Origin of the sequence: Corynebacterium pacaense (assembly GCF_900169525.1) — a bacterium.
GTDB lineage: Bacteria > Actinomycetota > Actinomycetes > Mycobacteriales > Mycobacteriaceae > Corynebacterium > Corynebacterium pacaense.
Map to the genome: position 1 here is coordinate 971,025 of NZ_LT821240.1, position 25,006 is coordinate 996,030.

Annotated in this window: 19 protein-coding genes; 9 read left to right on the forward strand and 10 right to left on the reverse strand. The window is 62.7% G+C overall.

Going from position 1 to position 25,006, the window contains the following annotated elements; genetic code table 11:
* Positions 1-40 precede the first annotated feature (40 nt).
* The 3 genes from B7E02_RS11560 to B7E02_RS11570 form a co-directional block, all read right to left on the reverse strand.
* On the reverse strand, positions 41-355 hold the full coding sequence (locus tag B7E02_RS11560) for a WhiB family transcriptional regulator (RefSeq protein WP_080796220.1): 315 nt from the start codon (positions 353-355) through the stop codon (positions 41-43).
* Between the two features lie 289 nt (positions 356-644).
* The gene (manB, locus tag B7E02_RS11565) at positions 645-1,739 is read right to left on the reverse strand and encodes a mannose-1-phosphate guanylyltransferase (protein ID WP_080796223.1); all 1,095 of its coding nucleotides are present in this window, start codon (positions 1,737-1,739) and stop codon (positions 645-647) included.
* Positions 1,740-1,859: 120 nt separating this feature from the next.
* Positions 1,860-2,741, reverse strand: coding sequence for a glycosyltransferase family 2 protein (locus tag B7E02_RS11570; RefSeq protein ID WP_080796225.1), 882 nt, complete (start codon positions 2,739-2,741; stop codon positions 1,860-1,862).
* Between the two features lie 210 nt (positions 2,742-2,951).
* On the opposite strand from B7E02_RS11570, the gene B7E02_RS11575 reads away from it, so the two are divergent.
* The 6 genes from B7E02_RS11575 to B7E02_RS11600 all read left to right on the forward strand — a co-directional run bounded on the left by B7E02_RS11575 (position 2,952) and on the right by B7E02_RS11600 (position 16,311).
* The gene (locus B7E02_RS11575) at positions 2,952-4,502 is read left to right on the forward strand and encodes an LCP family protein (protein WP_080796226.1); all 1,551 of its coding nucleotides are present in this window, start codon (positions 2,952-2,954) and stop codon (positions 4,500-4,502) included.
* A gap of 42 nt (positions 4,503-4,544) precedes the next feature.
* Positions 4,545-5,192 (forward strand): TIGR03089 family protein, encoded by a 648-nt coding sequence (locus B7E02_RS11580; RefSeq protein WP_080796228.1) that lies wholly within the window; start codon positions 4,545-4,547, stop codon positions 5,190-5,192.
* Positions 5,193-5,504: 312 nt separating this feature from the next.
* Entirely contained in the window at positions 5,505-9,053 is a 3,549-nt protein-coding gene (locus B7E02_RS11585) for a hypothetical protein (protein WP_143336743.1), read from the forward strand.
* A 20-nt stretch (positions 9,054-9,073) separates the two neighbouring features.
* Complete coding sequence (locus tag B7E02_RS11590; protein WP_080796231.1) at positions 9,074-13,864, forward strand: DEAD/DEAH box helicase; 4,791 nt, start codon at positions 9,074-9,076, stop codon at positions 13,862-13,864.
* Positions 13,865-13,917: 53 nt separating this feature from the next.
* Positions 13,918-14,928: an ABC transporter ATP-binding protein gene (locus B7E02_RS11595; RefSeq protein WP_080796233.1), complete on the forward strand. Its 1,011-nt coding sequence runs from the start codon at positions 13,918-13,920 to the stop codon at positions 14,926-14,928.
* A 114-nt stretch (positions 14,929-15,042) separates the two neighbouring features.
* Positions 15,043-16,311, forward strand: coding sequence for an ABC transporter substrate-binding protein (locus tag B7E02_RS11600; protein WP_080796235.1), 1,269 nt, complete (start codon positions 15,043-15,045; stop codon positions 16,309-16,311).
* A gap of 49 nt (positions 16,312-16,360) precedes the next feature.
* On the opposite strand, the gene B7E02_RS11605 is transcribed toward B7E02_RS11600, so the two are convergent.
* The gene (locus B7E02_RS11605; protein ID WP_245802264.1) at positions 16,361-17,692 is read right to left on the reverse strand and encodes a PepSY-associated TM helix domain-containing protein; all 1,332 of its coding nucleotides are present in this window, start codon (positions 17,690-17,692) and stop codon (positions 16,361-16,363) included.
* A 166-nt stretch (positions 17,693-17,858) separates the two neighbouring features.
* On the opposite strand from B7E02_RS11605, the gene B7E02_RS11610 reads away from it, so the two are divergent.
* The 3 genes from B7E02_RS11610 to B7E02_RS11620 are packed head-to-tail and all read left to right on the forward strand — an operon-like array spanning position 17,859 to position 19,957.
* The gene (locus B7E02_RS11610; RefSeq protein ID WP_080796239.1) at positions 17,859-18,875 is read left to right on the forward strand and encodes a carbohydrate ABC transporter permease; all 1,017 of its coding nucleotides are present in this window, start codon (positions 17,859-17,861) and stop codon (positions 18,873-18,875) included.
* Complete coding sequence (locus tag B7E02_RS11615; protein ID WP_080796241.1) at positions 18,872-19,708, forward strand: carbohydrate ABC transporter permease; 837 nt, start codon at positions 18,872-18,874, stop codon at positions 19,706-19,708. Before B7E02_RS11610 ends, B7E02_RS11615 begins: the two co-directional genes overlap by 4 nt.
* Before the next feature lie 51 nt (positions 19,709-19,759).
* Entirely contained in the window at positions 19,760-19,957 is a 198-nt protein-coding gene (locus B7E02_RS11620; RefSeq protein ID WP_245802265.1) for a hypothetical protein, read from the forward strand.
* Between the two features lie 34 nt (positions 19,958-19,991).
* Here the strand turns inward: B7E02_RS11620 and B7E02_RS11625 are convergent, their stop codons facing one another.
* The 6 genes from B7E02_RS11625 to B7E02_RS11650 all read right to left on the reverse strand — a co-directional run bounded on the left by B7E02_RS11625 (position 19,992) and on the right by B7E02_RS11650 (position 24,978).
* On the reverse strand, positions 19,992-21,398 hold the full coding sequence (locus B7E02_RS11625) for an aldehyde dehydrogenase family protein (RefSeq protein WP_080796245.1): 1,407 nt from the start codon (positions 21,396-21,398) through the stop codon (positions 19,992-19,994).
* Between the two features lie 23 nt (positions 21,399-21,421).
* Entirely contained in the window at positions 21,422-21,877 is a 456-nt protein-coding gene (locus B7E02_RS11630) for a YdcF family protein (protein ID WP_080796247.1), read from the reverse strand.
* Positions 21,874-22,374 (reverse strand): 5-(carboxyamino)imidazole ribonucleotide mutase, encoded by a 501-nt coding sequence (purE, locus tag B7E02_RS11635; protein WP_080796249.1) that lies wholly within the window; start codon positions 22,372-22,374, stop codon positions 21,874-21,876. The genes B7E02_RS11630 and purE overlap by 4 nt, the downstream gene beginning before the upstream one ends.
* Before the next feature lie 61 nt (positions 22,375-22,435).
* Positions 22,436-23,656 carry a 5-(carboxyamino)imidazole ribonucleotide synthase gene (locus tag B7E02_RS11640; RefSeq protein ID WP_281248242.1) on the reverse strand — a complete coding sequence of 407 codons (1,221 nt, stop codon included), beginning with the start codon at positions 23,654-23,656 and terminating at the stop codon, positions 22,436-22,438.
* 20 nt (positions 23,657-23,676) lie between these two features.
* Positions 23,677-24,156, reverse strand: a complete 480-nt coding sequence (locus tag B7E02_RS11645; RefSeq protein WP_080796254.1) for a PH domain-containing protein — start codon at positions 24,154-24,156, stop codon at positions 23,677-23,679.
* 30 nt (positions 24,157-24,186) lie between these two features.
* On the reverse strand, positions 24,187-24,978 hold the full coding sequence (locus tag B7E02_RS11650) for a biotin--[acetyl-CoA-carboxylase] ligase (RefSeq protein ID WP_143336744.1): 792 nt from the start codon (positions 24,976-24,978) through the stop codon (positions 24,187-24,189).
* Positions 24,979-25,006 lie beyond the last annotated feature (28 nt).

Below are 25,006 nucleotides of genomic sequence, written 5' to 3' on the forward strand. Positions count from 1 at the left end.
GTCGCGGGACCCGGTGGGTGCCTGCCCTTTCCCGGAGGAGCTAGATGATCTCGCGCTTGAGGCGGCGGCGTTCCCGCTCGGAGAGGCCTCCCCAGATCCCGAAGCGTTCATCATGTTCGAGGGCGAACTCCAGGCATTCGTCCCTCACCGGGCAGGCCTGGCAGATGCGCTTGGCTTCGCGGGTGGAGCCGCCCTTCTCGGGAAAGAAGGCCTCCGGATCCGTCTGCGCGCACAGCGCCTGTTCCTGCCATTCCTGATCGACGGCACCGAACAGGTCATCCAATGTCATCTCCAGCGCAGTGCGGGTCTGGACCTTGTTGGCATGCGTTGTGGCATCGCCAGCCGATTCTTCCACGCCGAGTCCCCCTTCTCACGTCACAGGCCGATCAGGTCCGATGCCGGACCACCCCGATGTTGCGGGCCGCCGTCGCCGATCTCATTACACAACTGTCATTACATACGGGGTCGCCGTGGGCCGTCAACTGAAAGTGGAAAAAAGGGCAAATTTCCACGCACGTTTCCCACACCAGTAACACCAGTAACACCGGTATCAAACCGGGGTTAATTGCCGGGGGTAGCACATATAGTGGTGTTCATCATTCCTGGCAACAATTCGACACTATATCGGCGTGTCTCCCCACTCTTTACTGATCAGAGGAGAAACGGATTCCGCCGTCGGGAATAGAAACGCCAGGGAACACCCGCATACCGGACTCCAGCTCGCAGCGTGCGCCGATCTGCACCCCCTCCCCGATGACGCACCCCCTGATCCTGGCGTTGGCACCGATGCGGACCCCGGAAGAAATGATCGATTCCTCAATGACCACACCGGGCTCGATGGTCACCCCGTCAAAAACCACCGTGTCATCGAGCCGGCACCCGGCACCGATCTCGGTGCCGCGCCCCACCACGGTTCCACCCACCAGGATCACACCGTCACGAACACCCGCGGAGGCGTCGACAAGCGACTCCCCGGTACTGCCGACCAGCAGCGGGGAATAGGCGATGCCGCGGACCAGGTCCGCCGACCCCCGGACGAAGTCGCCGGGGGTTCCCATGTCTCGCCAGTAGGAGTTGTCCACGTGCCCGAAGACCCGTCGCCCCTCCGCGAGCAGCTGCGGGAAAGTCTCGCGCTCGACCGACACCACCCGGTCAACCGGGATCGATTCGATGACCTCGCGGTTGAACACGTAGCACCCGGCGTTGATCTGGTCGGTCGGCGGATCCTCCGTCTTCTCCAGGAATGCCTCGACCCTGCCCTCGGAGTCCGTGGGCACGCAGCCGAACGCCCGGGGGTTGGACACCCGCACCAGGTGCATGGTCAGGTCCGCCCTCTTATGCGCGTGGGTGTCCAGAATCGAACCGAGGTCGGCCGCGGAGAGCACGTCACCGTTGAACACCACGGCCGTCTCATGGCGCAGCTTGTCCAGGACGTTGCGGATACCACCACCGGTGCCCAGCGGCTTGTCCTCCACCACGTACTCGATGTCGAGGCCTAGGTCCGAACCGTCTCCGAAGTATTCGCGGAACACCTCTGCCTTGAAGGAGGTACCCAGAACGACATGCTTGATACCCGCCGCGGCGATGCGCGCGAGAAGATGCGAGAGAAAGGGATGCCCTGCGGTGGGCAGCATGGGTTTGGGGGTGTTGATGGTCAGCGGACGAAGCCGTGTCCCCTTTCCACCGACGAGAATTACGGCATCAACCTCAGCGGGATTCAGTGCATGGGAGTCAGACATGTGGCCTTCCTGGAATCACTTTCTGTACATTTAAACCTCCCGGCCGACGCCGACCGGGAACAACGTAAAACTAATGGACGCTGCGGGCCGCCGCCACGCAATCAGCGAAATTGATACCTATTAAACCGCGGCGGATCCACCCCTGCGGACTGTGGACGCGGCGACAGTCAGCACGGCCCTGAGCTTCAAACCGATGCGCAGGGCAACCCTGATCGGCAGCTGCCAGGGCGCGGACAGCCGGTCCGCCTGGAAGCGGTAGGCGCTCTCGTGGTGCGCGGGCAGCAGAATCTCAGGGTGCTTTCCCGCTACATGCCCCCTGGCGTGGGTGATCCGGGCACCGGGACAGTAGATGTTCTCGCCGCCCGCGCGCGCCAGGCGGTCACCGAGATCGACGTCCTCCATGTACATGAAGTAACGCTCATCGAATCCACCGATCGCATCGAAGGCCTCCCAGCGAAGCAGCAGGCAGGATCCGGACAACCAGCCGGCACTTCGTTCAACGGTCATATCCTGATCATCAAGGTAGGCCGCGGACCAGGGGTTGTTCTTCCACAGAGCACCGAGCAGCGCATGACCGATGCCGTTCCCCAGGGTCGGCACGGCCCGAGCGGAGGGATAGACCGATCCATCCGGCTCCAGGATCATCGGACCCACCGAGGCGGCGCGCGGATGCCGCCGCGCGCAGGCGATCAACTCATCGATCGATCCCTCTCCGAAGACAACGTCGGGATTGGAGACAATGAAGAACTCATTGTCGATCCCCCCTGCTTCTCGACGCCCCCGCAGGGCCCGCGCGGCCACGTTGACGGCGGTTCCATATCCCAGGTTGCCCCCTGTGGGCAGGAACTCCACGTTCGGCCGTTCCCGCGCCGCATTCTCGGGGGCACCGTCGACCGACCCATTGTCCGCCATGACAACCAGAGCATCCCGGGCACTGGCCCCCGGGATGGAATCCAGGAATCTATTCAGGTACTGCCCCGGTGAATACGTCACCGTAATCACGGCCAGGGGTGGTTTAGAATTGCTCACAGCCACCAGAGTCTAGCGGTTGTCGTGCCAAGCAACATTCCGCCACTCCCGAGATGGTTTGAGGAGATGCCGCGAAAGTGGCATACAATCCCACCAGGCACAGACTCCACTCGAATTCGCCATTCCATCGATGGAGCCGGTTTCTTCCGTAACTGACCATCAACTGCCGAAGGGTTACACCACGTGTCCGAGAAGTACCGCCCAGTTCGGGATATCCAGGCCGCGCCGACATCGGTTCATTCCACGGCACAGGCCGGGCCCGTTGCGCTGCGCTCGGTGATCGCCGTGCTCTCGGTGATCATCCTGGTCATTTCCGGGCTGGGATACTTCGCCGTGGGGTCAATCGGGGACGTGGCAAACGCGGGCAACCTGACCCTCGGTGGCAAGAACGGCGTCAAGGACGGCCACGCCGCCGACGGCGCCACCGACATTCTGCTCGTCGGCTCCGACTCGCGTTCGGATGCCCAGGGAAAGCCGCTCTCCCAGGAGGAGATAGACAAGCTGCGCGCCGGTGACGAGGAAAACGACAACACCGACACCATCATGGTCATCCGCGTTCCCAACGACGGTTCCTCGGCCACCGCCGTCTCCATCCCCCGCGACGCCTATATCAACGCCGGTGAGTACGGGAACATGAAGATCAACGGCATCTACGGCGCCCACAAGACTGACCGGAAGAACGAACTGATCAACATGGGGGTGACCGACGAGGCGGAGCTGGAGTCCCGGTCCAAGGAGGCTGGTCGCGAGGGGCTGATCGACGTGGTCTCCGATCTCACGGGAATCACGGTGGACCACTATGCCGAGGTGGGTCTGCTCGGTTTCGTGCTGCTCACCGATGCCGTCGGAGGCGTCGAGGTGTGTCTCAACGAGGCCGTCGACGAGCCCTTGTCCGGCGCCAACTTCCCCGCCGGGCGCCAGACCCTCCAGGGGTCCGACGCCCTGTCCTTCGTCCGCCAGCGCCACGATCTGCCACGCGGTGACCTCGACCGCATCGTGCGTCAACAGGCTTTCATGGCCTCCCTGGTCAACCAGGTGCTCTCCTCGGGAACCCTGACAAACCCCTCACGGCTTTCCGCGCTCGCGGAAGCCGTCCAACGCTCCGTGATCATCGACGAGGGCTGGGACGTGATGGGCTTCGCCACCCAGCTGCAGAACCTCGCCGGGGGCAACGTCTCCTTCGCCACCATCCCGGTGACCTCCATCGACGGAATCGGTGACTACGGCGAGTCCGTGGTCACGGTCAACCCCTCCCAGGTCCAGGAGTTCTTCAAGGACGCCCTCGGGGAGGAGGATGCACAGGAGACGCCCGCGGAGGAGATGCCGACGCAGGTGGCTCCGTCCACGGAGGGCGTCGAGATCCACGTTCTCAACGCTTCCGGAACAATCGGCCTGGCCAGTGAGGTCGCAGCCCACCTGCAGGGACTGGGCTACACCATCACCGAGACCGGAAATGCGATCGAGGGCCTCTACTACGAATCGCAGATCCTGGCCGCGAACCCCTCCGATCCGCGGGTGGTCGCTCTCTCCGATCAGCTCGGTGGACTGCAGATCATCGCCAACGAATCTCTCGATGCCGACACCTTCATCGTCGTCCCAGCCTCGGACTACACCGGCCCCGCAGCGGAGGCCACGCCGAGCGCCGTGGTCGGCCAGCCCGGAGCAGACGAGGGGGAAGCCATCGTCAGCCCCGAGATCCACGCCGGCGGCGACGGCCCGCGCTGTGTGAACTAGCAGACAACCGCCGTGGGCGGGTTTTTGCTTAGGCTGGAACGCATGGAACTCCTATCCCACCTGCTCCTCGCGGATCCCGCCACCCCCCGATTGACCATCTACAACGAAACCACAGGTGCGCGACTCGATTTTTCGGCCCTGACGTTGGACAACTGGGCCGCGAAGGTGGGCAATATGCTGCTGGAGGAACTCGATCTGGATGAAGAATCGACCATAGCCATCGATCTGCCCGTGAGCTGGCAGGCCGCGGTCATCGTGCTGGGGGCCCTGGCCGCGGGAATCGAGGTCGAGTTCGGCGACCAGGAGGCGGATGCCGAGTTCACCACCCCCGACCGATTCGAGGCGAATCAACCCACCGGTGACGTACTGCTGGTCAGCGATGATCCCTTCGGCCGTGGCATCGTCGAAAGCGGTGGCACCCTGCCCGGTGGGACGATCGACTTCGGCCCGACCGTGAGATTCTACGGCGACCAGTTCTTCAACCCAACCAGGGCCCTGACCGAGATCGTCCCCCCGAGTGGCGGGGCCGAGCGCGTTCTCAGCACCGGATGGTCCGATAAGGAGGGCTTCGTGCGGACCGTGCTCGCCCCTCTGGCCGCCAGCGGCTCGGCCGTCATCGTCGCGGGGCTGGCGGATTCAACGCGCCTCGACCAGATCGCGGCCGCGGAGAAGGTCACGGCCAGGATCTGAACTCCTGGGCCGGGAAACAGCCACGGAAGATCCGGCGGGTTCCACCTGATCGCTGGAAACCGGAGCAACGGTCCGCACAGAAATTCGATGCTTAAGGCAGCCGTGTCGGCCCCGACAGTTAGAGTTGTCCGGTATCGGCACAACCCCTAGAGAAAGCACTCGTGGAACACCGTGAGCAGTGGAAAGCGCAGCAAATCAGTCTTTGACTTTGTCCAAGAGTTGGACGGTACAGGCACCCTGAGCGAACGGCTCGCATCAGCAAACGGCTACCTTGTTGAACGAATATCTCCCATGAACAACAGGGGGGAGAAAGTGGCCCTTCCCTCTCCACTCCTCGCCGTTGATTTGAACCTCAGCATCGAGGATTACCGCTGGCTCTTCGGACTCCTCGGTGAATCGGTTTCCGGTGCGTTGAGCAATACCAGGACGCTGGAGACACTGTTCGACGCCTACCCCCTGGTCTTCATTGCCGCACTGACTGGAACTCCACTTCTGGAGTCAAAAGAGAGCTTCTGGGACAGTTTCTGGGACCTGCTGGGAACAGGCCCCTCCCCGCACCTCTACACCGTGATCCGGACGACACTACGCCGCGCGCTTCGAAAGAACCGACTGGAGACCTTCAGCGATTCCGATGTATCGGGCCCCAACCATGTCTCACTTATCCGATTGAATGCCGGCATCACACCCGCCGATATCGAACCCGTGGTCACCCTCATTGATCACCTGAGGAGCGAAGGGATCCTGACCGATGATCCGGAGGAGTTTGCGACCCATGCCGTTCGCTATGGTGCATCGGAGCACGATGGACTGTTCAACTCCCCGCTGAGGAACCTGACCACCCATCTCCCGGTACGGTCCGCCGACTTCTTCGCGCGCATCCATGAGATTACCAACTGGTACCGCAACCTCGACGACCCTTCGGAAGCAGAGAATTTTGAAGGCACCCACGGGCTGCCCGAGCCAACCTTCGACTATCTCCTGAGATTCCTTTCCGGGGACACCGAAGTGGCGGTGCGCGAGCAGATCGCGGAGGATGATCACGTTACGTATCCGAATCCCTTCCTGCATCTGAATCCGGACACTCTCGAGCTGGTTCTGGTGTTCCCCGCGATCAGCGGAACTGTGGCGAAGCATATCAACACGCCGGAATGGTCCGTGATCATGAATGGTTCGACGACCAGGGCCAAACAGGACCGGGACTGGTCATACGGTGGCTTTGAAGAGCTCCGTTATTCACTGCACTCCCCGATCTCCTCATTAAAAGTTGTCAGTCCGAGCGGCGCCGAACACACGATCGTCACCAGCATCGAGGCTCGGGAACCAGTGCTGTTCTTCCAATCCTCGGGACGCTTCAATCCCAGCCCAACCAGCTTGACCGGCCGGAACACGATCGTAATCATGCCAGCTGCGGCTACCATCACAGCCACGGGACCGGAAAGTATGTCGCGCCGGGTCCAGGAGCTTGGTCCCGTTTTCGGATGGCGGGACTGGGTCGTCAGGACAGTCTCACTAAAAGATGTGCGCACTCTGCACCTCGAGTATTTCACCTTCGGCAGGGTGTACCCGGTCAAAGAGTCGCGAGATGTCACATGGCTGGATGAGGAATCATCAATCAGGAACCTTCAGGGATCCGACCAGCTACCAGTGCACCACGAGAGCCCGAAGATCCAGGTACCAAGGGACTCTGCCACCTGGATGGTGCGCTACTTCCAGGTCCTTCCAGACGGGGGTGAAGTGCCCATGAACGACTACGTGGTCGAGGACCATCTTAAAGGAAAGGCCTTCAGCCTCTTCGACCCGGCGGATGATCCCTGGGTTGGACGGTTCAAGGTTGTGATATTCCGCGACTCCCTACTCAGGGAGTGGCGGATGTTCAACCTCGCCGAGGGTCTCAGTGTCCGGTTGAGTTTCCCCAGCTACCAGAAGACCGGCAAGTTTCGGGTACCTGAACCGATGGGTTTCCGTCATTCCCTGACCAGAGCCTTTATCGAATTGACCTCAGACGACGATGCGGGGCTCACCCATCCCACCGGCCAGATCGCTCTCGCGGACGACTCCCGCTCGCAGAAGTTTCACCTCGAGAGCTCGGCCTTTCCGGAGACCTACCACCTCGACGTGTACGCCTCCGTTCCGCGCCTGCAATACCGTCTCCCGTTGCGCGATGAAGTGGCCAGCTGGACGCCCACTTTTCAGTCATTCAACTTCAATGATCTTTTTGAGGACGATGAGTTTCAGATCAGATTCCCCGACACCGTTCACGAGGTGAAACTGACCATCACGGAGACCCTGCCGAATCAGCAGATTGGTAAATCTGAAGAGATATCACTGAGTAGAAAGACGGGCAATGTCTGGACCGCACCCATGTCCCGACTCATCCTGCCAATTTCGGAAGCTGCGAAATACACCATTCTTGCCTGCTGGTACCCGCTCACCCAAGAGCAATACGCTGACCGCCACATGGAAGAAAAGGAACGCCGACGGTGGAGAAAAGCACCCCAGCACAAGCGGAGGGACCCCCGAGGACACGGAGCCCTCGTTTCCCTGTTCAATGTTGAAAAACAGCCGTTGCTGCTGAGCGCGGCCATCGAGGGCACAGCTATTGAATTGGTTTTCGGACGAACACACTCCATGGAGCTCGAGGGGTGGGCCTGGTCCATCCACAATCCCCTGGCCCCTCCGGTGGAGATACCGATAACCGGAGACAGCGAAATCCTGCCGGAGGAACTGCTCAATGTCGGCCCGCTCATAGTCGAGGTGAGAGAGCGGAAGTTCCTGGAGGTCTGGTCGCCGGAGTCGCCGTCAGGACATGCGGTCATCGTTGAACACAATGGAGCCCTTCCCCCACTGTTTGACCCCACCCTCAAAAACCGTTGGCTCTTCGCGCGGGAGTTGCCCCACCAACTGCTTCCCAACGAGATCCAGACAGTGTGGGATGCACGGAGCAAACTGCACCATGTCCTCTCCGTTAAGGAGAACCGGCGAATCCCCAGCATCCGCGCCTTCGATGATGCCACCGAACAGTTTCTACACCGGAATCCACGTCTCTCCCTGGATCAGCTTGATAGATCCTCCCTCCCAGTGGATGGTCACTTCGAGGCGTTCATCCGCTCCGGGCTTCACACATGTTCCTTCCGGTCTGCCCAGACCGGCGGGGATATCCACCGCGTCCCCTGGATCGGTCTCATACAGGAAATGAACGATCTCCGGGTCCTCGGGGCGCGTGCGCAGGATTCCATGGAGATCGCAGCGGAAAGGGCGGAGTCCGAGCACTACATTCGGGAAACCGGGGGTCCAGTTCTTTGGAAGGTGTACTCCGGCGATATCGGCGGATTGACAATTGTCAGAGACCACCAGCCAACGGCCACAAATGTAGTGTCGGTCAGGGCTGACAGCATCGCTGGAATCAGACAGGAGCTCGGAATCAAGGCACTCGGTGCCCAGTACATCTCCTCGAACGCACGCCTCGCAGCGCAATTGGAATGGTTGGAAAACCGGCGTGAGCTCGCCGGAATACCGCGACTGCATGAGCTCTTTTCCACCGTGTCGGATCATGAGTATCTCATCGACCATCTCGAGGAACCCGAGCTGAAGATCACAGCTCTCAACCTGTCCTCATTCGCTCGCGAGCAGCACCGCAGTGATGATGACTATTGGCTTTTCATGCCCTATATCTCATTTGTCCTCACACTTCTGTCGAGAATGGCGGCACACGGTGTCATTCGTACTGTCCCCACCCTTAATGAACTCCGCCATGTTTGGGCGACGGCCGCACGTCACGTGCCGTTGCTTACCGGATTCGATTTCGTCCTCTCAGAAGCCACTGTCCTCGGTGCGATCCGCAAGCACCACGTCCCCCGATGATCCGACCGTCAAGGAAAACAATGTCCACCTCCAAGACCGACACCTTCTCCTCGATCTTCTCCGATCATCTAAGCACGTCCTCGGAAGAGACCTTTCAGGCCGAGGATGCAGGTGACTCCAGACATGCCCGGGCGAAAGTCACCAGTGACCGGAACATCGATCCCGTCGAGGCCTCCGAGCGGATTAGCCTGGACTACCGCAGGTACCTGAAAACTATGCTCAGCCCAAGCACTCCGTCGATCAGCAGGGAGCTCGGAAGGGCTGTGGACGAGTCTGACAGTCTGACCCGTGGACCCATTCTGCAACTTACCCCTCCATTCGCCACCGGAAGGTCAAGTCGGGAGCTCATCGCTGAGCAACTACTGTGCGGATCCTTCAGTCGCCTTGCCTCGCACAGCTTCGCCCTGGATCGACCCCTTTACCGGCATCAGGAAAGCGCAGTCCGAAAGATCAGAAACGGACGCAATCTGATCGTCTCCACGGGAACCGGCTCAGGAAAGACCGAGTCCTTCCTGATTCCGATCATCGATGAGCTTCTCCGTCAGAAAGAGTCCGGGGATCTGGGACCCGGTGTCCGGGCCCTGCTGCTCTACCCGATGAACGCGCTGGCCAATGACCAGGTCAAGAGATTGCGGGAGCTGCTTTCGGACATTCCGGAGATCACCTTCGGCCGCTACACGGGTGAGACGAAAAGGACACGCAAGGATGCGGAGATACTTTACCAACAGATCAACGGCCCGGGTGTGCCACCACTTGACAACGAGTTGATCAGCAGGGAGGAGATGCAGGCCTCACCCCCGCACCTGCTCCTGACCAACTACGCCATGCTGGAATACCTGCTCCTCCGCCCAGCGGACAATGCCTTCTTTGATGATGAATTCTCCCATCACTGGAAGTTCATCGTGCTCGATGAGGCCCACGTCTATGCAGGTGCACAGGGCACCGAGGTTGCCATGCTGCTGCGCCGGCTCAAAGACCGCGTGCACAGGGACCGTCCTCTTCAGTGCATAGCCACGAGTGCCTCCCTGGAAGGGTCCCCCCAGCGGATCATGCAGTTCGGAACCGACCTTTTCGGTGAACCCTTCGAATACGATGAAACAGACCAGGGCCGTCAGGATCTGATTCGTTCCGAGCGATTGCCACTGCCGGAGAAGCACACCTGGTCTCTGCCCGATGAGCTGTTCGATAGGCGTGGAAGTGAAGCTCTATTCCAGGCTCTGTGCAATCACCCCGGCGACAACTACGAGGCCCTGATTCATGAGGAGCACATTGTGCGGCTCCGGGGTGCCTGCGCCGACCACAGCCTGTCCCTGACGGAAATCGGCGCACTCCTGTGGCCGGAAACCGAGCGGTCCATCGCGATGCACCGTGCGCACTTGCTGGTGCTACTGGGAGGCACGGTGTTTTCCGAGAGTGGCATCCCCGCACTGTCCGCCCGCTACCACATGTTCGTGCGGGCAGTTGAGGGTGCATTTCTGGGTTTTCATGATGATGGCCGTCCGGAAATCTATTTGGAACGCCGCACCACGCTCGATGGAACAACGCGGCCGATGTACGAAATGGGTACATGCACCAAATGCGGAGCGGTCCATATCAACGGCAGCAAGGAGGAGGACTTCCTCATCATGCCGGAAACCGCACGAGGTCGCGCCGAGCCACAGTGGTCCGTACTCACCGAAGCTCCGGACGCGGCCGAGATGGATGAGGATGATCGGCTGGAGGAGGACACCATTGGTTCCGACACCCCTCTACTGCTGAACAAGGTCTGCACAGCCTGCGGCAAGCTGACGGACCACTGGGCGACTTCCTGCGGCAATGAACATTGCGGAGAAACCAGACTGCTGTCCGTGAGAGTGCTTCCGCGAGCTACCGGTTCCTCACAAACCTGCACCGAATGCGGCGGGAAGGGCACCAACCTGATCCGCAGACTCCAGACGGATGCCAATGCTGCCCCAGCGGTCCTCACCACCTCCCTTTATCAACTGCTTCCCGAGTCCGAGGATGCCGACACCGCCAGCAAGGTCGGGGGAGGTAGAAAACTGCTTGCGTTCTCCGATTCACGTCAGTCCGCCGCCTACGCTGCGCCCTATCTGGAGAATTCCCATGGACAACTGCTCGAGCGCCGAATTCTCATCGAAGCGCTTCGGGATGAGGAGTTCTCCGAAGGCGCGCGGCTGGACCGATGGATCACCCTGGCAGGTCGAATCGCACGAGAGAAGCGGATTCTTCCTGAGCGAGATTCATCAACCGAGATCCGTGAGAAGGTCGGAGCATGGGTCTTCGCGGATATTTTGTCGGTATCCAGACGTCTGTCCACGGAGGGTCTCGGCCTCGCCAGGATTGAACTGGACCCGGATGCCATATCCGACCTTCCGCTAACCCGGAAGCTGGCGATTTTTTTGAAGGATGAATCAACCGCGCGGAACCTGATCAACGTCCTGCTTCAGGATGTACGGCACAAGGGGGCTTTGACCGCCCCCGGCTTCGTCGACTTGGAGGACACGAGATTCGAACCAAGGAAGGGGATGCGATTCTTCCGCAAGGATGGTGGTGCGGACCCCGTTAAGCGGCTCTATTCCTGGATCCCGCAGAAGAACACCAACACCAGAAAGAGACTGGTGGATAAGGTGCTCAACGCCTATGGAACAGCTGATGAAAAAGGCGAGAGATCTGCAATCTTGCTCAATCTGCTCTGGAAGGATCTCGGCAGCGCCGGAGTATTGAAGCTTCCAGGGGAGAAGGCTCGGGGACTGTCATTAGACCACGAGCTGCTCCGGGTCAGTTCTGGCGGGAATCACACCTGGTATCAGTGTGACACCTGCCGTGGACTAACCACATTCAACATTGCGAATCTTTGTCCCCATGGATTCTGTCATGGTCACCTTGTGACCCTGGATACCTCGACGCCGGAGATCGTGGACAACCACTACAGGAATCTGGCGCGCAACATGCAGATCGTTCCACTGTCGGCCAGGGAGCACACGGCACAGTGGACTCCCACCGAGGCTGCGGAGGTGCAGAAGAGTTTTGTCAGCGGCGATGTCAATGTCCTCAGCTGCTCCACGACTTTTGAGCTCGGTGTCGATGTCGGCGATCTGCAATCGGTCATGCTTCGAAACGTTCCTCCCCGAACCGCAAATTATGTCCAACGCGCGGGGCGTGCGGGACGGCGGGTCGGTTCAGCGGCGTTCGTGCTCACTTTTGCCAAGCGCGGTGCTCACGATATGTCCGTTTTCAAGGATCCCGTCAATATGATCGATGGGGAGATGACCGCTCCCTTCCTCCACATTGAAAACCCCCGAATTGCCCTCCGCCATGCCTTTTCCGTCGGACTTGCGGCATTTCTCCGCGAGTCGGCGGAGGGAGGCAACACATGGTCAACCGTCGGTGACTTCTTCCTTGCCTCGCAGGCGCAGCGGTATCGCAGGGCAAAAGGTTCAGACACCCCGGGGCTGCCCCTGGTCAACGAGTTCCTCACACCGGTCCCTGAGCCGGTCAGCAGCGCATTGGAACGCATCATACCCGGATCACTTCATATGGCGATCGGCATCAGGGACCACATGTGGGCGGAGAAATACCTCGAGGTTTTCTCGGATGTCGCCGATGAGATCAAGGAGGACTTCGCTCTTCTTACGGGACGGCGTTCGCGCCTGCTCGAGGATGGGAAGGGGCGGCTTGCCGATGGCGTCGAGTTCACCATCCGGACGCTTGTTCAGCAGGACCTGCTCGGGTACCTGGCCAAGAAGAACCTGCTGCCTAAGTACAGCTTTCCCGTTGATACCGTCGAACTCCAGACCAACTTCAGTGAGCACGGAAACAAGGTCAATCTCTCGCGAGATCTCCAGTTGGCGATCAGTGACTATGCACCGGGCGCCCAGGTGGTCGCCGGTGGGCAGGTCTGGGAATCCGCGGGGGTACGGCAGCTGCCGGGAAAGAAGCCCCGCCACTACTTCTGGACCGAATGCGGCGCCTGCGGTCACACGGAGACATCCCTGGATGAGTTCTCCGAAGGCTCGACCTGTACCCACTGCAATGGTGTGCTCACCGAATCCAAATCAAGAAGGTATATCGTCCCGGAATTCGGTTTCGTAGCCAAGCACACTCCAACAAAGGTCGGCTCCGCTCCACCCACCTCTTCGTGGAATCGCCGGGAGTTTGTCAAGAAGTTCGGTGAGTTGATCGAGGCTGAGGAATTCCAGAATCCGGGCTCCCCGGAGAGTGTTCACACCCGTGCCTGGGCGCGAACCGAAATGGGCGCGCTGGAAACCGGACTGCACTCGCTGGGGTACTGGTACTGCGAATCCTGTGGTTTCGCCGCGCAACGGGGGAAGCGGACCCCGAGCACGCATCAGAATCCCCGGACGGGGCAAGAGTGTTCAGGGCGAATCGAGGCTATTTCCTTCGGCCACACCTACCAGACCGATATCGCGACGATCTCCGTCCCCTCCTTCCCCACCAGGGACTTCACGGACTGGCGATCGGGGCTGTACGCCATCATCGAGGCCGCCTCGGAGAAACTCGAGATCAATCGGGATGATCTCAGCGGCACCATGGCCTGGTTGGACGGCGTTCCCACAATGGTTCTTTTTGATACCGTCCCCGGCGGGGCCGGAATTACGAGAAAGGTCAAGGAGAACTTTCGGGATGTGCTCGGCGCTGCTATCAGCCGCGTTGACACCTGCGGCTGCGGCGAGGATACCTCCTGCTATGCGTGCCTGCGCTCCTTTAGTAACCAACGCTTCCATTTGGAGCTGCGGCGCGACCGGGCACTGGAGCTTCTTCACCACATGGAACGTGCACTCCCGGCGTGATCCCCGGTCAAAGGCCGCCGGCGCTTTCCCGGCTGCTGGTAAGTTAACAGACCATGGCTCCGGTTACCTTTGACAATGTCAGCATCCGCTACCCCGGCGCGGAACGCGCAACCGTCCACGAATTGGACCTTGAAATAGCCGATGGTGAGTTCCTGGTCCTCGTCGGTCCCTCGGGCTGCGGAAAATCAACCACCCTCCGCGCCCTCGCCGGTTTGGAGGAGGTGGAATCCGGTGTGATCAGCATTGGTGGTGTCGATGTCACGGGTCAGGAACCCGCGGAACGAGACATCGCCATGGTTTTTCAGAATTATGCGCTCTATCCGCACATGACGGTGGCCCAGAACATGGGCTTCGCTCTGAAACTGTCCAAGCTGCCGAAGTCGGAGATTGACGCGAAGGTCCGTCAGGCCGCCGAGCTGCTCGGGCTCGAGGAGTTCCTCGACCGGAAACCGAAGGATCTCTCCGGAGGCCAGCGGCAGCGGGTGGCCATGGGCCGCGCCCTGGTGCGCAACCCCAAGGTCTTCCTCATGGATGAGCCGCTGTCCAATCTCGATGCGAAGCTGCGGGTCCAGACCCGCGCCGAGGTCGCCGCACTGCAGCGCCGCCTGGGCACCACCACCGTCTATGTCACCCACGACCAGGTCGAGGCGATGACGATGGGTGATCGCGTTGCCGTGCTCAGGGACGGCATCCTGCAGCAGGTGGCGCCGCCGCGTGAGCTCTACGCCCATCCCGTCAACGAGTTCGTCGCGGGTTTCATCGGTTCGCCGTCGATGAACCTCTTCCCAGCAGATGGCGTCACCGTCGGGGTGCGCCCGGAGAGCATGCTCATCGCCGGCGCGGACACCCCCTCAACCTACCGTCGTCTGGCTGCGGTGGTCGATATCGTCGAGGAGCTGGGGTCGGAGTCCTATGTCTATGCCACCTGGGAGGGACACCGCCTGGTGGCGCGGTGGGATTCCTCCGCGGTGCCCGCACCCGGTGACTCCGTCGAGCTGGCCTATGACCCGGAGGGGGCACACCGATTCAGCCCCGAAAATGGTGAGCGGCTCAGCTCACGTTGAGCCGGATGGGGGTGGCGTCGACACGCGTCGGGGGTGAAATACGGCATTCTGCCGCCAAATAGTGTCCTGATTCATAAAATTGGAGTCACCTATTGCTAAGAAAGGCGACTATCCATGTCCTCATTTTCCCGCAAGACCGGAGCCTCCCTCGCAGCGGGTTCGCTGATCGCCGCCATCGCACTGGCAGGTTGCAGCTCCGGCGGCGAATCCTCCGATTCCTCCGCCACTGAAGGCACCGACGGCCGCGGCCCGATCACCTTCGCCATGGGCAAGAACGACACCGACAAGATCATCCCCGTGATCGAACGGTGGAACGAGGCGAACCCGGACGAGAAGGTCACCCTCAACGAACTCGCGGGCGAGGCCGACGCCCAGCGCGAAACCCTCGTCCAGTCCCTGCAGGCGGGCAACTCCGACTACGATGTCATGGCTCTCGACGTGATCTGGACCGCCGACTTCGCCGCCAACCAGTGGCTCGCCCCCCTCGAGGGCGACCTCAAGGTGGACACCTCGAAGCTGCTGGAGGCCACTGTCGACTCGGCCACCTACAACGGCAAGCTCTACGCACTTCCGCAGAACACCAACGGGCAGCTGCTCTTCCGCAACACCGAGATCATCCCCGAGGCTCCCGGGAACTGGGCCGATCTGGTGGAATCCTGCAACCTCGCCAGGGAGGCCAACGTTGACTGCCTGACCCTGCAGCTCAAGCAGTATGAGGGCCTCGCGGTGAACACGGCGGGCTTCATCGAGGGATGGGGCGGCAGCATCCTCGATGATCAGGGCAATCCGACCGTGGACAGCGACAACGCCAGGGCAGGTATCCAGGCGATGGTCGACGGCTACAAGGACGGCACCATCTCAGCGTCCTCCACCTCCGCCACCGAGGAGGAGACCAATCTGGCCTTCACCGCGGGCGATACCGCATACGCGATCAACTGGCCCTACATGTTCACCAACGCCGAGAGCTCCACGGTCGCCGGACACTTCGCCGTCCAGCCCCTGGTGGGCAGGGACGGGGTGGGGGTGTCCACCCTCGGCGGTTACAACAACGGCATCAACATCCACTCGGAGAACAAGGCCACCGCACGGGACTTCATCGAGTTCGTGATCAACGAGGAGAACCAGACCTGGTTCGCCGACAACTCCTTCCCGCCGGTACTGGCCTCCATCTACGATGATGAGGCCCTCGTGGAGAAGTACCCGTACCTGCCCGCGCTGAAGGAGTCACTGGAAAACGCCGCGCCCCGCCCGGTGTCCCCCTTCTACCCGGCGATCTCCAAGGCCATCCAGGACAATGCCTACGCAGCCCTCAACGGCAGCGTCGATGTTGACCAGGCCACCACCGACATGAAGTCGGCGATCGAGAACGCCTCGGCCGGCTAGGACGTGCGACAACGGGCCTCCCCTTTCCGGGGTGGCCCGTTTTCCCTGCTTATCGACGCCCATGCCGCAGCCGCTGCCGCATGCGCACCCGCTGCAGCGCCGCATCGAGCACCAGGAAGGCGAGCAGACTGATACCGAACAGCGGCGCCACCAGGGCGTAGGCAAGGAGGAAGACACCGATGCCCACGAGCACCGGGGGCCGGACCCGCCGCCACTGCCCCGCCGGGGGCAGCCGCCCGAAGCCGCGTTTCCACCACATCGCATAGCCGAGGCAGACCATCGCGATCAGTCCGAGTGCGATCACCGCCAGGATGACCTGATTGAGCAGGCCGAGCAGCTGCCCGGAATGGAGCTGGATCAACCAGGCCGACAGTTTCGCCGCCAGCGGCCAGTCCGCGAAGTCCACCGAATCCACGATCGCCCCGGTTTCGGCATCGACGGAAACGGAATCGTTGGCGAACTTCCAGGCATCCCGGGATTCCCGGGCCACCCAGGCGTTGTGCTGATCAGCCGGCGCGTTGACATCGAGCATCCCGGTCAGTCCCTGTGCGCGGGCTGCGGTGATCACCGTGTCCACGGCCGAGGTGTCGGTCGCCACCGGAGCCGAGGTGTGCCCCCCGTGGTGCGCGGCACCGGTGGAATGACCCGCCACCGTCACCACGGGGGTGGGCTCGACCCAGTTCAGCTGCGCCCGCAGTTCACCGATGTTGCCGCCGGCAACCAGCGACCACGTCAAACCGGTAACGGTGAGGAAGAGAAAACCCGGGGCCAGCCACACCCCCAGGAGGGAGTGCGCGCCGCTGAGTCGCCGCCGCAGCGAGCCACCCCTGCCTCCCCGGTGCCGTCGCGACCACCACAGCCACACGCCCGCCATGCTCAGGATCCCCAGCCACGAGGCGGCGGTCTCAGAATAGATCCGCCCCGGCTCCCCGAGCCACAGACTGCGGTGTCCCTCCGAGATCCAGGCACGCAGCGGCAGGGCACGCGAGGAGCCGTACTGCACCAGTTCGCCGCGAATCTCCAGGGATCCCGGATCAACGAACACGGCCTGCCGATAGCTGCCACCGGGGAGCGAGGGATCGGTGAGCAGCACCCGGGTGGTGGCATCGGAATCCTCGGAGACCTCCACCGCGCTGAATGCCAGGTCGGGGCGGACCGCCCGCCCCGCGGCTATCTGCTCCGCCACCGGCCGCGCGGGCAGGCCGGAGGTCGCGCCCAGTTCATCCCGGTAGACAACCTGCTCCATGCTCGGGGCAAGCGCATAGACCAGACCACTGAGAGCGGCCACCAGAAGCAGCGGTGCCACGAAGAGTCCGGCGATGGTATGCAGGCGGTTGACCATGCCTGTGGCCGTGGTTCTGCGCTCGAGGGTAGAAGTCATGAACCAATTGTCGCGGAGGACCGTCGGGGAGTTCCCACCGGATCCGGTGTGGCGGCAACCCGGGGGTGGCGGCATCAGGGGGAGCCGGTTCCATCACCGGACCCGGGGTTCTATGATCCATGTAACATGACTTAATCCTCTTCAATCTCTAAGGAGCACTGGATCCATGGCCGGAAAGAAGCAGGCGAGAACCGCCGCCTGGCTGATCGCACCCTCCATGGTCGTGCTGGCCGTTGTGATCGGATACCCCATCATCCGGGCGATCTGGCTGTCCTTCCAGGCCGACAAGGGACTGGATCCCACCACCGGCCTGTTCACCGACGGTGGGTTCGCCGGCCTGGACAACTACCTGTACTGGCTGACCCAGAGGTGCATGTCGGCCGACGGTACCGTTCGAACCTGCCCTCCGGGCACCCTGGCCACGGACTTCTGGCCCGCCGTCCGGATCACCCTGTTCTTCACCGTCGTTACCGTCACCCTGGAGATCGTGCTTGGCATGTGCATGGCGCTGATCATGAACCGCGAGTTCAGGGGCCGTGCGCTGGTCCGCGCGGCGGTGCTCATTCCCTGGGCCATCCCCACCGCGGTCACCGCGAAGCTGTGGCAGTTCATCTTCGCACCGCGGGGAATAGTCAATGAACTCTTCGGGCTCGACATCAGCTGGACAACCGATCCCTGGGCCGCGAGGTTCGCGGTGATCCTCGCCGACGTGTGGAAAACCACACCCTTCATGGCACTGCTGATCCTCGCCGGTCTCCAGATGATCCCCAGGGAGACCTATGAGGCCGCACGCGTCGACGGTGCGGGCAGGTGGCAGCAGTTCACCATGATCACCCTGCCTCTGGTCCGGCCCGCGCTGATGGTGGCCGTGCTGTTCCGGACCCTCGACGCGCTGCGGATGTACGATCTGCCGGTGATCATGATCTCCGGGTCCTCCAACTCCCCCACTGCGGTGATCTCCCAGCTGGTGGTCGAGGACATGCGGCAGAACAACTTCAACTCCGCCTCGGCGCTGTCCACACTGATCTTCCTGCTCATCTTCCTCATCGCCTTCATCATGATCCGCTTCCTCGGCGCGGATGTCTCCGGTCAGAGGGGGATGAAGGTGAGGAAACCGAAGGGGAAGAGGAAACGGACCAATATGAAGGTGAAGGAGAAGGACACCGAGGTGATGGCATCATGAAAAAGCACGGCAGCAATCTGATTCTCAACTATGCGGGTGTTGTCTTCATCCTCTTCTGGGGGCTGGCGCCCTTCTACTGGATGGTGATCACCGCACTCCGCGATTCCGCGTACACCTTCGACACCACCCCCTGGCCCACCCACGTCACCCTGGAGAACTTCCGTGATGCCCTGGCCACCGACAAGGGCAACAATTTCCTCGCGGCCATCGGCAATTCGATCCTGATAAGTGTGACCACCACGGCCCTGGCTGTGATCGTCGGCGTGTTCACCGCCTATGCCCTGGCCCGCCTCGATTTCCGAGGCAAGGGGCTGGTGACCGGTATCATCCTGGCGGCCTCGATGTTCCCCGGTATCGCGCTGGTGACCCCGTTGTTCCAGCTCTTCGGTGATATCGGGTGGATCGGCAGCTACCAGGCGCTGATCATTCCGAACATCTCCTTCGCGCTGCCGCTGACCATCTACACCCTCGTGTCCTTCTTCAGGCAGCTGCCCTGGGAGCTGGAGGAGGCCGCGCGCGTCGATGGCGCCACCCGCGGCCAGGCCTTCCGGATGATCCTGCTGCCACTGGCCGCGCCGGCGCTGTTCACCACCGCCATCCTCGCGTTCATCGCCACCTGGAATGAGTTCATGCTGGCCCGCCAGCTGTCGACCACCTCGACCGAACCGGTCACCGTGGCCATCGCGCGCTTCTCCGGGCCGAGTTCCTTCGAGTACCCCTACTCGGCGGTGATGGCCGCGGGTGCGCTGGTGACCATCCCGCTGATCATCATGGTGCTGGTCTTCCAGCGCCGCATCGTCTCCGGGCTGACCGCGGGCGGGGTGAAGGCGTAGAAATGCACAACCGCTGTTCATCGACCGCATTTCCGGATGGGGGGTGCCACCGTGCAGGATCAATCGGAGGATAGGCGCCACGGCCTGCGCCATGACGCCCTGCTCGGGTTCCTGGGATTCTTCGCCGGTATCGCGGTGCTGCAGGCGATCATCAATGTCTTCCGCCCCGAGCCGCTGGTGTGGCCGGCGGCGCTGGCCCTAGTTCTCGTCATTGCCACGGTGGCGGTGTGGCGGGCCAGACGCCGCTGACACCGCGGGGGGCGGATCCGGCCGTGCAGCGTGCTTATGCCGCGGGCGAGGCTCCGGGGCTGCTCTGATCGCTGACGCGGTAGAGGTGCTCATTGAGGAACTCACCGACCCCCCATCGACCCAGTTCCCGACCGTAACCGGAACGCCCGATGCCACCGAAGGGCAGGCCGGCAGCGGTCACCGCGTGCTCATTTACAAAGGTCATGCCGTCATTGAGCCGCAACGCGACCTGCTGCGCCACCTCCGGATCGTTGCCCCATACGGAACTGGACAGCCCGTACTCGGAATCATTGGCCAGCTCCACGGCCTCGTCGATGTCCGCAGCGCTGTACACCAGTGCCACCGGTCCGAAGATCTCATTGCATCCGACGTCGGCCGCGGGATCCACATCGACGAGCAGCGCAGGCTCCATGAAGGCGCCCGGCCGGTCGATCCGCCCGCCTCCGGTGAGGATGCGTGCCTCCGCATTGCTCTCCGCCTTCTCCAGGCGTTCAACAATCTCATCGCGGGCATCGATGGAGGACAGTGGTCCGACGTCGGCATCGGGGTCGTCGTAGGCTCCGACGCTGAGGTCGGCGATGCGCCTTTGCAGGAATGAGACCGTCCGATCATAGAATTCCTCCAGCACGATGAGCCGCTTGGGCGCATTGCACGCCTGGCCGGTGTTGTACATCCGGATCCGCACGAACAGCTCGAGCACCCAGTCGAGGTTCTCATCATCGATGATGAGGAAGGGATCATTTCCGCCGAGCTCGAGCAGGGACTTCTTGAAGTTCTCCCCCGCCGTCCGTGCCACCGCGGCGCCGGCGGCCTCGGAGCCGGTCAGTGACACCCCCCTGATCCGCGGGTCGGAGACGAACCCGTCCATCTGGGATCCGGAGGCGTAGACGTTGATGAAGGTGTCCTCGGGCAGGCCCGCCTCCTCGAGCAGGTCCTGGCATGCCCGGGAGGACAGCGGGCAGATCGATGCGTGCTTGAGGATCAGCGAGTTGCCCAGCAGCAGGTTCGGGGCGGCCCAGCGGGCGACCTGGTAGTAGGGGAAGTTCCACGGCATGATGCCCAGGAGGGGACCAAGGGGTTCCTTTCGCACGAAGGTGTGAAAGGCACCCTGGGCGGGCAGCTCGACATCGGCGAGCAGCTCATGGGCGTGTTCCGCGTACCAGCGGTAGATGTCGATCACCACGCCGATCTCCATCTTCGCCCAGCGGGTCAGCTTTCCCATCTCGCGGCCGATGTGATCGGCCAGCTCCTCGATGTTGGCCTCGTAGAGGTCAGCGGTGCGCCCGAGGACGGCGGCACGTTCGCTGATGGTGGTGGTCCGCCACCTGTTGAAGGCGGCCGTGGAACGGTCGAGGATCCCCCCGCGCTCTGCGTCGTCGATGCGGTCGAAGTGTAGCTCTGATTGTCCGGTGCTCGGGTTTTCCAGTGCGAATGTGCTCATGGGCCCTGTCTACGCGTGAAGGCTCAGTTCTTCAACGCCCTGATCCTTCGCCACAGCACCCGCAGTGCCGAATGCGGCAGTGCGAAGCACTCGCGGGCCAGCATCCTCACCCGCCATTCTCGGGGGGTGCGCGCACGCACGATGGTCACGGGAATCCCCAGGTGCCAGGCCCAGAGCCGGGTCCGCAGGGAGTGGAATCCATTGGTCACCACCGTCCACCCGGCGGTGTCGGGGAAAAGGGCGCGGGCGTTCTCGAGATTTTCGTTGGTACTTGTCGCCGCGGGCTCCTCGATGACGTTGACGGCCCCGCGCCGTGTCAGATACTCGGCCATCGCGGCGGCCTCGCCGAGGCCGCTGACCACGATGGGGCGTGCCGCGTGGGCGTCGGCAAGCGAAAGTGCGGTGTCGAGCCGGGAGGCCAGCAGTGCGCTCACCTGCCCGTCCCGCACCCGGGATCCGAGAACGAGGATGGGGTTCACTGACCCATGAGACGGTCTCGCAGCGCGCGGTCCCTGGACTCGACCTCGGCGGCCATATCCTCCTGGTACCGGCTCATGCGGGAGATCAGCTCGGGATTGCCGGTGCCGAGGATGCGCACGGCGAGCAGGCCCGCGTTCCTGGCTCCGCCGATGGAGACGGTGGCCACGGGCACGCCGGCGGGCATCTGGACGATGGACAGCAGCGAATCAAGGCCGTCGAGGTCCCGGAGCGCGCGCGGAACCCCGATGACCGGCAAGGGTGTGGCCGCCGCGACCATCCCGGGAAGGTGCGCCGCGCCGCCCGCGCAGGCGATGATTACCTTCAGTCCGCGCTCATGGGCGGTCTTGGCGTAGGCCAGCATCTTCTCCGGCGTGCGGTGGGCGGAGACCACACCGACCTCGAAGGGAATCCCGAACTCCGCGAGTATCTCCGCAGCGGGTGAGACGGTGTCCCAGTCCGAGTCCGAGCCCATGATCAATCCAACCAGCGGTTCCATCGTATTCCTTACATTCATCCGTTGTTGAGGGGGTGGTCACTCCGATGCCGAGGCTATGGCATTACTCCATGGGCCACGTTGCATGGACGAGGTAGTGGGCCGCTGCCGTTGCGTTTCGACGCACATCCGTGAGATCCGCACCGGTGATGTTGACATGACCGATCTTGCGTCCGGGACGGAAGCCCTTGCCGTAGAGATGGATGCGGGCATTCGGGAAGCGCTCCCACACCTGCGTCATGCGCTGCGCCATCGGCTCGGCGGGATCCTCCTGCGCGGCCAGGACATTGGCCATGACGGTATGGGAGGCAAGCGTCGCGGTCGAGCCGAGCGGGTAGTCGAGGACGGCACGCAGATGCTGCTCGAACTGGCTGGTCACGCAGCCGTCCTGGGTCCAGTGGCCGGTGTTGTGCGGACGCATGGCGAGCTCGTTGACGTAGATCTCCGGCTGGCCGTTGGCGTCCCGGGTCTCAAACAGCTCCACCGCCAGCACACCGGTGACACCGAGCTCCGTCGCGATCCTCTCCGCGAGCGCGCGGGTGGAGTGCTGCAGTTCGGCACCGAGGTCGGGAGCCGGGGCGACGGCCTCCGCGCAGACACCCTCGCGCTGCACGGACTCCACCACGGGCCAGGCGGCAGTCTCGCCGGAAGGGGTGCGCGCGACCACGGCGGACAGCTCCCGATTCAGGGTGACCCTTTTCTCCGCCATCAGTTCCGTGCCCCGGGCCAGCAGATCGGCCACGAGTGTGGACAGCTCCTCCCGATCCGCCGGGAACCAGACCCCGTGGCCGTCATAGCCGCCACGACGCGCCTTGAGACAGACCGCTCCCTCCACGGCATCAGAGAACGCCAGCGCATCCTCAACATTCGTGATGGCTGCGAAGGGGGGAACCGGGGCTCCGAGCTCACGCAGCCGCTTGCGCATCACCAGTTTGTCCTGGGCGTTGAGCAGCGCATCGGGTGCGGGTTGGACGTTGACGCCGTCTGCGATCAACTGCCGCAGGTGCTCGGTGGGAACGTGCTCGTGGTCGAAGGTCACCACATCGGCGCCGCGGGCGGCCCGCCGCAGATCATCGATGTCGGTGTAGTCACCGAGCAGCACATCCGCGGCGACCTGGGCCGCCGAGGAGTCGGCGGAACCGGCGAGCAGCCGTACTGATTGTCCGAGCTCGATCGCCGCTGTCTGCATCATCCGGGCGAGCTGGCCGTCACCGATGATGGCAACGACGGGCATGCCCGGAGCATGTGCGTCGGGGTTTCCGTCAGCAGGGTTCTGGGAAGTCACGAATTCCTACTATACGGTCTCTAGCGGTACAGCAGATCGCTGAGGATGGACTCCACCTTCCTGGCCTTTGGAACCTCCGGCACCACATAGGGTCGTTCCTGTCCACCCAGGCCCAGGTAGAGGGTGCCGCGCCGACGCCGAACACCCTGCATGTGGCTCAGCGGGATGGAGTCATATCGCGAACGAAGGCCGGGGCTGCGGATGAGCACCCGCCGGTCAGTGACCGTCAGTCTCTGACGACGCCGCCGAACCAGGGGTATGAGGAAGCGCCAGGTGCTCAGCAGGACCCAGAGCCAGAGCAGTGCCTCCCGGGTGCCCACGGGGAAGGCCGCCGCGGGGCTGCTGCCGTCGAGGCCGGGAAGCCGGTCGAGGTACCCGACGCCCATCCAGCACACCCCGGTGATGATGATCAGCTCGAGGACGGGGAAAAACAGGGTGGACAGCGGCGCCGTGAGGTCGACGAAGACCCTCTCCCCTTCGGCTATCCTCTTCCCCGGCATGGGCTACACCCTACTGCACCCTGTCGCAGCCTATTGCAGTCGCAGATGGGTGACCTCGCCGGCACTGAGGGTGTGCACCGTGCCCGCGGCGTCGCGCACCAGGAGCTGGCCACCGTCGGCGATGCCCACCGCGACGCCGAGGATCTCCCTGTCCCCGGGAAGGATGACGCGCACATCCTGACCCAGGCTGCTGCACACCCGGCGGTAGTCCTCCAGCCAGTTCCGCTCGCCTTCGGCCCACTGCCCGACCCTCCGGTGGATGTTGAGGAGCACGGAGACGATGAACTCGGTGCGATCCACGCTTACACCCTCCAGGGCGAGGGAGGTGGCGTGCGGGACCGGCAGCTCGGCGGTGTCGAGGGTGATATTGGTTCCCATGCCGATCACCACGGCAGGGTCGGTGTCCAGACTTGCCGCTTCGACGAGGATCCCGCACAGTTTCCTCCCCCGCACCAGAACATCATTGGGCCACTTCAGTCCCGCACCGGGGACGCTGTGCTCCGACAGTGAATCCATCATCGCCAGCCCGCAGGCCAGGGGCACCGTTCCAAGTGAGGTCAACTGCTCGCGTGAGGGGCGGATGAGTACGGAGAAGATCGTCTGGGAACCCGGCGGTGCGGTCCAGGGCCGGCCCAGCCTTCCCCTGCCAGCTCCCTGGAACTCGGTGGTGGCCACGGTCCAAGCCGGTGCCCCCTCGCGCGCGGCCCGCAGCAGATCCTCATTGGTCGAACCCGTCTCCGCGGTGTAGTCAACCCGGGCGAAGGGGCCTGTTGTGACGAGATCACGAATCAACGCGTCCCAGTCCAGAGGTGAACGATTCATGGAAGCAACTCTACCGAGGACATATGGT